The sequence below is a fragment of the Lichenibacterium dinghuense genome (genome assembly GCF_021730615.1).
Classification (GTDB): Bacteria; Pseudomonadota; Alphaproteobacteria; order Rhizobiales; family Beijerinckiaceae; genus Lichenihabitans; species Lichenihabitans dinghuensis.
The window spans coordinates 2,324,619-2,337,114 of record NZ_JAJLMN010000001.1 but is presented as its reverse complement, the minus strand read 5'-3'; the positions used below and the strand labels follow the sequence as shown (position 1 = coordinate 2,337,114).

General features: G+C 66.5%; 10 protein-coding genes and 1 pseudogene. 9 read left to right on the top strand and 2 right to left on the bottom strand.

The genetic code is table 11. The features are described 5' to 3' along the window. Positions 1-299 precede the first annotated feature (299 nt). The 7 genes from L7N97_RS11360 (at position 300) to L7N97_RS11330 (ending at position 8,414) form a co-directional block, all read left to right on the top strand. Positions 300-611: a hypothetical protein gene (locus tag L7N97_RS11360; RefSeq protein ID WP_237478390.1), complete on the top strand. Its 312-nt coding sequence runs from the start codon at positions 300-302 to the stop codon at positions 609-611. 115 nt (positions 612-726) lie between these two features. Next, positions 727-1,293: an NADPH-dependent FMN reductase gene (locus tag L7N97_RS11355; protein ID WP_237478389.1), complete on the top strand. Its 567-nt coding sequence runs from the start codon at positions 727-729 to the stop codon at positions 1,291-1,293. Between the two features lie 647 nt (positions 1,294-1,940). Beyond that, complete coding sequence (locus L7N97_RS11350; RefSeq protein ID WP_237478388.1) at positions 1,941-3,494, top strand: MFS transporter; 1,554 nt, start codon at positions 1,941-1,943, stop codon at positions 3,492-3,494. Positions 3,495-3,502: 8 nt separating this feature from the next. After that, a complete protein-coding gene (locus L7N97_RS11345; RefSeq protein ID WP_237478387.1) occupies positions 3,503-4,948 on the top strand; it encodes an HlyD family secretion protein in 1,446 nt (481 codons plus the stop codon). A 4-nt stretch (positions 4,949-4,952) separates the two neighbouring features. Continuing rightward, positions 4,953-6,464: an efflux transporter outer membrane subunit gene (locus L7N97_RS11340; RefSeq protein WP_237478386.1), complete on the top strand. Its 1,512-nt coding sequence runs from the start codon at positions 4,953-4,955 to the stop codon at positions 6,462-6,464. Positions 6,465-6,522: 58 nt separating this feature from the next. Further along, a complete protein-coding gene (locus tag L7N97_RS11335) occupies positions 6,523-7,290 on the top strand; it encodes a potassium channel family protein (protein ID WP_237478385.1) in 768 nt (255 codons plus the stop codon). A gap of 239 nt (positions 7,291-7,529) precedes the next feature. Then, on the top strand, positions 7,530-8,414 hold the full coding sequence (locus L7N97_RS11330; protein WP_237478384.1) for a LysR substrate-binding domain-containing protein: 885 nt from the start codon (positions 7,530-7,532) through the stop codon (positions 8,412-8,414). A gap of 40 nt (positions 8,415-8,454) precedes the next feature. Here the strand turns inward: L7N97_RS11330 and L7N97_RS11325 are convergent, their stop codons facing one another. Further along, positions 8,455-9,261 carry an IS5 family transposase gene (locus tag L7N97_RS11325; RefSeq protein WP_237477083.1) on the bottom strand — a complete coding sequence of 269 codons (807 nt, stop codon included), beginning with the start codon at positions 9,259-9,261 and terminating at the stop codon, positions 8,455-8,457. A 159-nt stretch (positions 9,262-9,420) separates the two neighbouring features. Here L7N97_RS11325 and L7N97_RS11320 point away from each other — a divergent pair, with 159 nt between their 5' ends. Together L7N97_RS11320 and L7N97_RS11315 are read left to right on the top strand one after the other, a co-directional pair. Further along, complete coding sequence (locus L7N97_RS11320; protein ID WP_237477084.1) at positions 9,421-10,470, top strand: IS110 family RNA-guided transposase; 1,050 nt, start codon at positions 9,421-9,423, stop codon at positions 10,468-10,470. 364 nt (positions 10,471-10,834) lie between these two features. After that, positions 10,835-10,990, top strand: a pseudogene (locus tag L7N97_RS11315) (IS256 family transposase); the annotation flags it as partial. A 533-nt stretch (positions 10,991-11,523) separates the two neighbouring features. On the opposite strand, the gene L7N97_RS11310 reads toward L7N97_RS11315, so the two are convergent. Further along, on the bottom strand, positions 11,524-12,447 hold the full coding sequence (locus L7N97_RS11310) for a hypothetical protein (RefSeq protein WP_237478383.1): 924 nt from the start codon (positions 12,445-12,447) through the stop codon (positions 11,524-11,526). Positions 12,448-12,496: the final 49 nt, after the last annotated feature.

The window sequence follows — 12,496 nt, the reverse complement described above, 5'->3', positions numbered from 1 at the left end:
GTCCCTGCGATTCAGATCATGCGAAGCTCGACCAAGCTACCAGGGCCTTGTCCCGGCCCGTGAAGCCCTCGCGGGCCTATCGAACGCCATCCGGACAGCGTCGGCAATCAGGCCATCGCGGTTCTCGACGATCCCGAGAAGGTCTCGCACTCACCGTCCGGCATCCCGCTGCTCCGCCCGTTCGGTGGTCGCCGGATCGCGCCCAGGCCCCTCGTCTCCTGCGACGCCTCCGATCATGCCCCCTGTCCACAGCCCTGACCCGCCCCGGCCGCGGGTCCTTCATCTTGAAAGCTTGAGCCATGCCCGTCAAATCTGACGCCAACATTCATTCCATCGTTCTCGTCGACCCGATGCCCGACCAGCAGGCCCAAGGCACGAACGTGCTCGTGAATTTCGTTCGGGAGGCGCGGCAGGACGAGACCGTCCGCGCGATCACGCTCATCCGACAGACAGACCCCGGCAATCACTACGTCATCGATATGACGTTCGCGCATCAGTCCGCCTACTATCGTTTCATCCAGAGTCCCTATGTTCGCGGCTTCAGGGTGGCGCTGTTCGAGCATCTCGGCAGTCCCTGGGATGAACGTGTGGGGTCAGACATCATCCTGTGACGTTCGAGGTTTGACGGCCGGCAGGGTGCGACCTGCCGTCAATCCGAATGCGGCCGTTTGCTGGAGGATGAGGTCGGCTCGTCCCGCCTCAATCCAAGACACTGGAGATCTCACGATGTCACAGGACAAGCCGCTCCGTTTCGTCACGCTGGTCGGCAGTCTACGCCGCGGCTCTTACAATGCCGCGATCTCGCGCGCCTTGCCGCGGCTGTCACCGGAGGGCGTGACCATCGACGTCCTCGGCACCATCGGCGATCTCCCGCTTTACGACGCGGATCTGCAGGCCGACGGCTTCCCAGAGCCGGTGCTGGCAATGTCGGAGAGCATCCGCGTGTCGAACGGCGTCGTCATTGCGACGCCCGAGTATAATTACTCAGTGCCGGGCGCTTTGAAGAACGCGCTCGACTGGCTGTCACGCTGCTCGTCGCAGCCGCTCGCCGGCAAACCCGTCGCGATCCAGACGGCGTCGCCCGGCGCGATCGGGGGCGCCCGGTGCCAGTACCACCTGCGCCAGATCCTCGTCTTTCTCGACGCTTACGTTCTCAACAAGCCAGAGGTCATCGTCGGCGGGGCAGCCAGCAAGATCGATGCCGAGACGTTCGAGATCACCGATGCCGCCACCAGGGACTTCATCGCAGGCCAGCTCGCTGCCTTCGCGACCTTCGCTCGCAAGTTACAATAGCCGTCACCGAGGGACTCGCAGAAATAGCACGATCGGCGGCGCCGAGTGTTTCCAGGGTGGTGTCCTGCGCACGTGCGAAGGATATGGCCACACCGGGCGGGCAACCGCGATCGGATCCGTCCCGGCGGCTTCGGCCCCTGAGGACATCGCCGGACGCCCCTCGATACCGCGTAGCGGACGAAGCACCTTCGTGCCGCGTGCAACGATCCGGCTCAGCAATCTTGAGTTTGTTCAATGCTGCGCTGAGCGGATTTCGACGTCCACCTTCCATCACTTCGCCACCATAGCGAGAGTCACTCGCAAGTAATATTCGATATGAGTGGAAGCGAGTGTTGTATATTTACACTTGACGGCTCCAAGGATTGGCGTGCACATCGAGGTTGTGCCGATTCTCGCTGTCGATGGGTTTGCTCCGAGATGCCGATGTCTGGGAAATATAGATCAGACGGTTCGGCCCCTGTATTGGGGGCCGAGGCGCCGTGCACGGATCATCGTCACGCGGTGACTGCGTGATCGGTGTCATCGCCACTTTTCGATTCCGTTGGTTGACGCCATCGGCTCGTGCCGCCGGGTGGTGGATACCGCGGGCACACGGACTGAACGTCGCCGCGCCTCCCCCTCCGCGCTGAAGCCGGATCCCTTGCCGCATGGACGTCAAACCCCTGCTCGCCCTCGGCGGCGTGCTGCTCGCCACCATGGCGAGCGAGTTCAACGACCAGGTCTCTGCCATCGCGCTGGTCGACATCCGCGGCGGTTTCGGCATCGGCCATGACCCCGGCACTTGGATCGACAGCCTGTACACCTCGGCCGAGATCGTCGGCATGGCACTGTCACCCTGGTTCCTCGTGACCCTGACACACCGCCTATGGGCGATCGGCGTCATCGCTGGCTGCTGCCTGTTCAGCGTGCTGATCCCCTTCAGCCCAAACATCGAGGCCATCTACGCTCTCCGCATTCTGGAGGGCCTGTTCGGCGGCCTGATGGTGCCCCTCCTGATGGCCACGGCGCTGCGCGTGCTCACGCCCGACATCCGTCTCTACGGTCTCGCCGTTTACGCCCTCACGGCGACCTTCACGCCCGGCCTCGCGGCGACGCTGGCCGCTTTCTGGCTGCACACCCTGCACGCCTGGCAGTTCATCTTCTTCGAGCCTATTCCGTTCTGCGCGCTCGGGGCGCTGCTGGTCTGGTACGGCCTGCCGCAGGACCCGCCCGTCCTGAAGCGCTTCGCCATGTTGGACTGGCGTGGCCTGATCCTGCTTGTCGTCGGCACGGGCGCGCTTTCGACCCTGCTGCTTCAGGGCGACCGGCTCGACTGGTTCAATTCGCCGTTCATCTCCGTACTGGCCCTGGTGAGCGCCCTCGCGATCCCGCTGCTGCTCGTGAACGAATGGTTCCATCCGTTGCCCTTCCTCAAGCTGCAGATGCTGGGCAAGCGCAACTTCGCTTACGGCGCCGTCGGCCTGTTCACGTTCCTGCTCATCGCCCAATCGGGCTCGACGGTGCCGCTCCAATATCTCCAGGAGGTGCAAGGCTATCGCCCGGTCCAGGCGCAGTTCGCGACGCTGGTGGTGTCGGCCGGGCAGATCGTGATGCTGCCCCTGATGGCCCTGCTGCTCGACAACAAGTGGGCGGACGCGAGGGCCGTGAGCCTCGTCGGCATGGCGCTTATCCTCGCCTCGTGCATCGGCTCGTCCTCGATCAACGTCGTGTGGAACCGCGACCAGTTCTATCTGTGGCAGGCGCTCCAGGCCGTCGGCCAGCCGATGGTCGTCATGCCGCTGCTGATGATGGCGACCAACACGGTCACGAAGGAGACGGACGGGCCCTTCGCCTCCGCACTCATCAACTTCCCGCGGGCCGTCGCCGAGGCCGCCGGCACGTGGCTGCTCGAACTCATCACGCGCTGGCGCGGTGCCTTGCACTCGGTCAACATCGTGGATCAGGTCGGCCGCGTGCGCTGGCCGCTTGTACAAGGGTCCGGCGTGCTGCCCACCTCGCCACCGCCGTTGCTGGCCGATGGGCAGCCTCGCGCGCCCGGCAGCCTCGAAGCTTTCAACCGGATCGTCGAGCAACAGGTCACCATCCTGACGACCGCCGACACCTACCTGATCCTCGGCGCCATCACCGTGGCCCTGATGGTGATCGTCTGCGTGCTGCCGGTGCGGACGCTGCCGCCCCGCCTCCAGTTCTCGAAGTCCTGAGACCCGCGATGACGATGAGCACGACCGACAGCGGGCGTCCGAAGCGCGACTGGCTGACGCCCCAGCCCGCCCCGGCGTCGGCACGCAGGTCCAGCCCTTCGATGCGGGAGGACGAAGAGCGAGGCTTCGAGGACCGTGGGGACCGACGCGCCCGGCGAGGTCAGGACGAGGGACCGCGTGGGAGCGGGGGCGGATCCGGCCAGAAACGCGGCCCCAGCGCGAAGGGCGACGGGGCGAGGGGCAAGGACGGCGAAGACAAGCAGGACCACGGCAAGGCAGACAAGAAGGACGACGCCCAGGGCGGGAGCGACGAGAAAGAGGAGGGCAAGGGCAAGGAGGACGATGCCAAGAAGGGTGACGGGAAACCCGACAAGCCCAAGAAGCCGCTCCCCTGGTGGCCCTTCGTCCTCGCGGCCGTGGTCGTGGTGGCGTTCGCCGCCGTCGTGCTGTGGATCATCTTCCGGCCGCGCCCCGACGTGTGGACGGACGACGCCTACGTACGGGTCCACTACACGACGGTCGCGCCGCGCGTCTCCGGGCAGATCGCCTCGGTGCCGGTCGAGGACAACCAAGTCGTGAAGGCCGGCGATCTCCTCGCCGAGATCGACCCGCGCGATTACCAGACGGCGCTCGACGCCGCGGAAGCTCAGCTCCAGCGCGACCAGGCCCAGACCGGGGACATCGGCGTCAACATCGAGCGGCAGCCCTCGATCATCGATGAATCGTCGGCGGATGTCGATTCGGCACGCGCCAGGCTCGCCTTCTCCCAGGCTGATGCGCGGCGTTTCGACAACCTCGTCGCGACCGGCGCGGGCTCGAACCAGCAGCACCAGCAGGCCGACGCGACTCTGCAGCAGAACCAGGCCGCCCTGCGTTCGGCCCAGGCTCAGCTCGACGCTTCGAAGAAGCAGCTGGACGCGCTTAAGAAGCAGCAGCAGGCTTCGGAAGCGACCGTCAAGGCGGACCGGGCCCAGGTCGAGCAAGCCAAGCTCAACCTGAGCTACACGCGGATCCTCGCCAAGCTCGACGGCATGGTGGCGCAGCGGTCCGTCCAGGTGGGCAACTACGTGACCGCCGGGGCGACATTGATGACCTTGGTGCCGCTCCAGCAGGTGTATGTCACGGCCAACTACCGCGAGGAAGACCTCCGGCACGTGCGCGCCGGCCAGCACGCGACGGTGCACGTCGACGCCTACGACATCGACCTCGACGGCGTGGTAAACGGCGTGCCGGCCGCGAGCGGAGCCACCTTCTCCCCGATCGAGCCCAACAACGCGACCGGCAACTTCACCAAGATCGTCCAACGCCTGCCCGTGAAGATCGACATCTCGCCGAATCAGCCCCTCGCCAACCTGCTGCGCGTCGGCTTCTCGGTCGAGACCACCATCCACACCGACCTCCAGGACGTCGTGGCCGAACAGCGCCACGATCCTCGTGCCGTCACGGGGCGCTGAGCCGGTGCGTCGCCTCGGCCCCCTCCTCATCGTCGCCGTCGCGCTCGGCGGTTGCGGCTTCGACGCCACCGGCGTCAGTCCAGTCGTGATCGACACGCCGGTCCGCTGGGGGGGCGAGCCCAAGGTTCCCAGCCGCACGGTTCAGGGTGAGGGCGAGGTCGATCTCCGCTGGTGGCGCTCATTTCACGACCCCGAACTGTCCTCGCTGGTGGACAGGGTGGCGGCGCAGAACCTCGACCTCAGGACCGCCACCGAGCGGGTGATCCAGAGTGCCGCGCAGCGCGGGGTGACGGCCGCACAGGGTCTCCCGCACGTCGACGGGTCGTCGACCGACATGTACAACCGCGCCAGCCCCAACGGCATCCTCAAGCTCGTCCAGGGCGCCCCCGGCGCCCCGCTCGAATTTCCGCTCTACAACGAGGGACTGACGTCATCCTGGGAGCTCGACCTGTTCGGCCGCGTGCGGCGCGCCGTCGAGGCCGCCGACGCGGAAGTGCTGGCCTCAGCCGAGGCGCGCAACGGCGTGGCCCTCGCCGCGCTCGCCGAGGTGGCCCAGGACTACCTGCAGCTCCGCGGCGCCCAGACCCGCACCGCCATCGCCAGGGCCAACGTCGCGGTCGCGGCCCGGAACGTGGCGCTCGTCGAAGACAGGCTCGGCAACGGCTACGCCACAACTTTGGAGCTCGCCCAGGCCCGCGCCCAGCTCGCGACGGTCACCGGGACGCTGCCACCCCTCCTGACTCAGGAGGCGCAGCTCATCAACGCCATCGGCCTGCTGCTCGGGGAGACGCCGCGGGCGCTCGAAGGAGAGCTCAAGCCGCCGCGCCTCGTGCCACGAGTGCCGCGCACCGTGCCCGTGGGTCTGCCCGGCACCCTCGTGCGCCGGCGCCCGGACGTCCGCGAGGCCGAAGCTCACCTCCACGCCGCGACGGCCCAGACCGGCGTCGCGGTGGCGAACTTCTACCCGAGCGTCACGCTCACGGGTGCCCTGAATCTGCAGGCCATCCGCTTCGGCGACCTCGCCAAGCTGTCCTCCACGGCCTGGAACGTCGGGCCGTCGGTGACGGTGCCGATCTTCGAGGGTGGCCGGCTCAAAGGGCAGCTGGAATTGCGTGAGTCTCAGCAGCGCGAAGCCGCTGTGCAATTTCAGAAGACGGTGCTCCAGGCTTGGCAACAGGTCGACGACGCGTTGACGGCTTACGCGCAGGCGCAGCGCCGACGCGCCGACCTCGCGCGCGCCGTGGGGCAGAACGAGGCGGCCCTGGCGGCGTCGAGGCAGCGCTATCGGGAGGGCTTGGTCGACTTCCTCAACGTGAACCAAGCCGAGGTTCAGCTCCTGTCGAGCCAGACCGACTTCGCCGACGCCGAGACGCAGATCGCGACCGACCTCGTGCAGCTCTACCGTGCGCTCGGCGGCGGCTGGGACGTGGTCGACGGGCCGGGCGCGTTTGACCACCCGGCGCCTGTCGGGCCGCCCGGGGCAATCCCCACGCTGATCGACGAGGCGATCCGGTGACCCCCGCGGGCGGCGAGGCGGAATTTCGGATACCGCCGGACGTAAGGGCAACCGGCCGATGAGCGAGGGGTCGATCCTGTCCGGCATGGGCTCGCCTCGGATGACGATCCCGCGGTCGTGGCGTGAGGGGAGCCTGACGGCGTTGCTCGTCGTCCAGGCCGTGGTCGTCTTCGTCGTCGTCCCTGCGATCGCCAGCGGCCTGCCGCTGCCGTCGGGCCTCACGCTCCTCGTCCTTCTCGGCGTCATGTGCGCGACATGCATCCTCACCAACGATAGGTTGGCGCCGCTCCTCGGCGGGATCATGCTTCCCCTGAGCGCGGCCACGTTGGCCCTGCAACTCGCGACGGCGAACAGGATCGCGCAGATCGCCGGAGAGGCGACAGGGCTGCTCACCTTCCTGCTTCTCGGCATCGTCGTGTTTCGGGCGGTATTCAGCGCGGGCCGGTTCTCCGGCCACCGCATCAGGGGAGCGGTGGTGCTCTACCTCAACACCGGCCTGTCTTTCGCGTTCGTCCATCGCCTCCTCGCACAGGCGCTGCCCAACGCCTACGACCATGTGCCACCCTCGGAGCAGGTCGCCGCCTTCTGGGCAGCCCTCGACTACTTCTCCTTCTCCACTTTGACGGCGCTCGGCCCGGGCGACATCGTCCCGCTGCAGCCCATCGCGAGGGGGGCGGCCGTGCTGGAGTCGACGCTCGGGCAATTGCTTCCGACCGTCCTCATCGCACGTGTCGTGACGCTCGCGACGAGCCAGGCTGACGCGCCGAGCGAGACCAACGAAAGCGATGCACACACAGCCCAGGCGTCACGTTCCATGCGGCAGTGAGCCCGAAGGCGTGAACCGTCTCGACCAAGATGAGCCTAAAAGGCGAATTCCAAATCAGAAATCGAGCTGCGAAAATATGATGCTTTAGGGCAAACGCATATTTGCATCGTCAGAGTTGTCGCGGACAACTTTAGGCTGATATTTAAATATCACATACCGCCAAGACCTGGAACACTTTTTCCTGCTATTGACGGAGCTGATCTCCTCAGCCAAACAGCGACGAAACTCGGAGGGTGATGGTGGACGACTGGCTCAGCAGGGATCGCATAAGAACCATCACGACGATCGTGGAGGAGGGAAGCTTCTCCCGTGCGGCGGCGCGACTCGGTGTCGGCCAGTCGTCGATCAGCCAGCAGGTACGCCGGTTGGAGGACGAACTCGGTCACTCCCTGTTCGACAGAACCAAGCGTGGCCTCGGCCTGACGGAGCACGGCGAATCATACCTGATGTTCGCGCGCGCCGTTCAGGGGCTCAGCGAATCGGCACGTCGTCACTTCGGACAGCCTCGAGCGCAGGGGCCTCTCCGCCTCGGGGTGGCCGAAGAGTTCACGCGCACGCTGATGATGCATGTTCTCGTCGCCTTCAAGCGCGCCTTCCCCAAATATGATGTCTCCGTCACCTGCGATACGAACTATCGTCTCCTGACCGACGCGGACGAGGGACGTTATGATGCGGTGCTCACCAAGGGGCCGATCGCGCGCGTCCGCAGCGACGTCATACGCCGGGTTCCCCTGGTCTGGGTGGGGCGTCCCGGCATGACGGTGCCCGTCACCGATCCCGTGCCACTCGTCCTCGCACCTAAACCGGACCCCTTCCGTGAGCTGACACTCAAAACGCTGCGCGAAGCCGGACGCTCCTGGCATGTGCAGTTCGAGACCACTCATCTCACCGCGATGGAAGCGGCCGTCCAGGCCGGGTTCGGCGTCGCGGCGGTGGCCAAGCCGCTGCCCCTTCGCGGTATCGTCCACCTCGACGATGCTGCCGGATTGCCGCCCCTCCCGGACCACGATCTCGTCTTCCTGTGCAGGACCTCTGGTTCCCCGGATGAGGGCGCTGAAGCCATACGTTCGATCATCGAGAGCGTCTATCGCGACTTGCCCGATTCGGACTACAAACCCGCATGAATGGCACGGCTCTGGTGTCTCAGAGCCTGTTTGACCTGTCTTAGCTGTTATAGGCTCGGATCAGGCGGTGGCAGTTGGCGATGCTGACGGCATCTTCGGCTGCCGTGGTGCTCTGTTCCAGGTTGCGCGTGAGGCGATGATAGCGGTTGGTCAGGGTGCCGAAGGTGCCCTCGATGCGCCATCGCACGGGCAAGGGCTTGAAGCCTTTCACGTCCCGCTCGCGCGTAGAGACCTGAACCTCGATGCCGTGAGGTGCGGCGGCCTGCGCCATGCGGGCACCGCTGTAGATGCCGTCGACCTTGACGCGTCGAGGCGTCCAGCCCTCGGCAGCGGCGCGGTCCAGCAACTCTGCCGCGGCGGCCGTGTCGTGCACGTTGGCGGCCGTCACCGACGTGGCGAGCACGAAGCCGAGCGAGCAGGTCAGCACGTGACGCTTGATGCCCTTCACCTTTTTGTTGCCGTCCACGCCGCGCTCTCCCGCCTGCGGCCCTGACGCGACGCTTTGCGAGTCCATGATCGCCGTCGCGGGTTCGGGGTCGCGTCCGCGGCGAGCCCGCTCGGCGCGCGTCAGCACGGCCGCGATGTCGGCCCACACGCCGTCGGCGCGGAAGCGGTCGTGCCAGGAGCGCACGGTCTGCCACGGACCGAACTCCCTGGGCAGAAAACGCCATGGACAGCCGGCCTTCTCCAGATACAAGCAGGCGTTGACGATCTCGCGCAGGTCAGCGGTCAGCGTCCTGTACACGCCCATCATCGGCGCAAGTGTTGCCCACTCGCTGTCTGTCAGATCGCTCGGATAGCGCCGACCGTCATCCTTGTAGCGATCCCGAGCCTCGGCAGTCCACATCGTCGCCTCCACCAGAAACGACAACGCAAACCGATCAAAGAAAGGTCAAACAGATGGGGTGATTGGGGCTCCAGCCCAGGCCCAACGGTGGCTGCTCCTGCCCGGATGGTTCAACGTGGTCCGTGTCGAGCGGCCACAAGCATCGCGACAGGAGCAACCATGACGTACTATGCCGGACTGGACGTGTCCCTGGAAGAGACCGCGATCTGCGTGGTCGATGACGCGGGTCGGATCGTGAAGGAGCTGCGCGCCGCGAGCGCGCCAGGGCCGCTGGTTGCGGCCCTGCAGGGCTTGAAGCTGCCGATCGAGCGGATCGGCCTCGAAGCCTGCTCGTTGACGGCTTGGCTGCACGAGGGCCTGCGCGCGGCGGGGCTGGCGGCGGTCTGCATCGAGACACGGCAGGCCAACGCCGCCATGAAGACCATGCCCAACAAGACCGACCGCAACGACGCGCGTGCCCTGGCGCAGATCATGCGCACCGGCTGGTTCCGGCAGGTGCACGTCAAGTCGCAGCAGTGCCGGCTGTGGCGCTCGCTGCTGGTCGCACGCCGCACGGTGCTGAACGAGATGCGGTCGATCGAGAACGTCGTTCGGGCCATGCTTCGGGAAGCCGGGCTGAAGGTCGGCACGCCGAGCCGGGCGGCCTTCGACAAGCGTGTGCGCGAACTCTGCTCGGACGACACAGCGTTGCTGGCGATGGTGGAGCCGTTGCTCACTGTACTGTCGACGATGATCCAGCAGCTCGCCCGATTGACAAAACAGGTGCTGAAGATCGTGCGCGAGGAAAAGATCTGTCGGCGGCTGATGAGCGCACCCGGCGTCGGCCCGATCACCGCCCTGGCGTTTCGCGCCACGATCGACCGACCCGATCGGTTCGGCCATTCGCGCGACGTCGGTGCCCATCTCGGCCTGACGCCCTCGCGCTACCAGTCGGGCGAGACCGACATTCAGGGCAAGATCAGCCGATGCGGCGACGAACTGGCGCGAACGGCCCTGTACGAGGCCGCTAACGCGTTGCTCGTGCGCAGCCAGAAATGGTCCAGCCTGCGGGCCTGGGGCATGACGATCGCCAAGCATCGCGGCATGGCGCGGGCGCGCGTTGCCGTAGCCCGAAAGCTGGCCGTGGTCCTGCACCGGATGTGGAGCGACGGTACCGACTTTCGGTTCGGCACCGGGCCGACCACCGCGCCCGCCACCGTAGTTGCCTGACGCTCGGAGGACACCGCGGGCCGCCACCCGCACGAGCTTCACCTGAAAGGGTGATGTGGACCGTTCCCGTGGGGACGATCGGTAAGGCCACCTCGTTGAGAGTCTTGAGCCCGCGGCGACGTCGCGAGGTCGTGAAACAGATCGAGGGACCGAGCCGGACTGACCCCATCATGCGGCGGCGAAACGCCGACCGCGAAGAGAAGCGTGTGACCCGCGGGAACGGGACAAAAAACCTGACAGGAGCGCTTGACCTCCAGAGCCCCAATCAGAGAAGGCTCTCAAACGAGTCCTTCAAACGGAAACCGTATAAGAGGGCGTGCCGACGTCCCCCGGGTCGGGCTTCGCCCGCCCGAGGACAGGCTCTGGCATCTTCCCCAACGAGGCCTCGATCCGGCGCCTCGTGGGTGCGATCCTGCTGGAGCAGAACGACGAGTGGCAGCTCCAGCACCATTACATGACGCTGGAAACCATGGCGGGCCGCGACGACGAGCCGACGACCGCTCTTCTCAAGGCAGCCTGAGACCAGCCGGGCACGGCGGCACACCCAACCAAACTATACCACCTTGACGGACGTGATCGTCCACCGTCGGGCGGCGGCTCCGCCAACCGCAGCCGCACCACCTCCAGCACCTCGGGCGTGAGCAGGCGCGGCTTGGGACCGTTATGCCGATGGCCGTCGCCCAGAGCGTCGGGCCCGGACGCGTTGTAGCGCTCCAGCAATTGCTCGATCCAGCGCGACCCGAAGGACGTGACCATGCTCGTCGCCCTCACCGTATGGCTCTGCGCCAACAATCAGATCACTTGCAGGTGACGCGCCTCGATCGGCTCGGGGCAGCTCCGGAAACGCCGTTCCAGATCCGAAATGCTCAGGTGATCGGCAACGCGCGCCATGGCCCAGCCCTCCTGCCAAGCCAAAACACCTACCCCGAGCGCAACAGCATGGGAATCCGCATCAGCCGAGTCCATCTGTCGGAAGGCGTATCATTCTATGCACCCCTGTCAGCGCCGCTGACGTCAAGTGCCATCCGTCAGTTTCAGACGGGTTGCCCTGCGTCAGAGCGGCGCCACGATGTGCTGCGCGAGCTTGCAGGCCTTGGCGGTCGGCTGACCGGCGTCGTCGACGAGGCTCGGTTTGCCTTTCCAGATCACGAGCCCCTTCACGCCGCTCGCCACCGCACCGATGAGGCCCGGCAGGCCGGCCCGCTGGCCCACGCTCCAATACGCGGGGTTCTCGGTCGACCACACCGGCTTTCCCCCCGGCGCGTCGGCGATCAGGCGGGCCCAGTTCTCCGGCGTCGCGGTGGTGTCGCCCCCGGTGTTGTGGGCGCCGATGACGTCGAACAGCGGCGCGACCGAGTAAGGCGCTTCCAGTTCCGCGATGTTGCTCGCTACCAGTTTCTTGTCCGGGCCCACAAGCACGGTCGGCCGCGCGAGGGCATATCGGAGCGCGCGGACGATGCCCCGCATGCGGTAGTCAGTGAAGCCGGCTTCGTTGAAGGGAGACACGAAGTCGGGCCGGAACGCCGCGACGTAGTTCGCGATCCAGGCCGCGTAGCGCGCATCCGACCAGCCCTCGTATTGTTCCGGACCGAAGGAGAGCGGGCTGGCATAGACGGCGAGGCCGAGGCCGCGCGCGGCGGCGATGATCCGGGAATAGAGCTCCGGGTACGCGCCCGACGACTCGTAATCCGGGATCATCGGCACCCGGATGCCGTTCACGCCGACGTTGTCGACGAGGCCGGACAGGACGGCCGCGTAGTTGGCCTCGGTCAGGGCCGAGTCGGCCGTGTAGTCGCCGCTCTCGGGGAAGCTGGATTTGAGATCGGCCATGTACCAACGCAGCGCCCGCGCGTAACGGTGAGCGCTCGGGATGGAGCAGAGCGGGCCGGAGACGGCGCTCGAGGGCAGGCCGCAGCACGATGCGAGGATCGCCAAAGCCAGGGCGCTGCCCGCTCGAACCTTCGACCGCTTGTCCACTCTGCCCATCCAACGCTCCCCGCCGCAGGACCCGTTCCGGGTCGGGGAC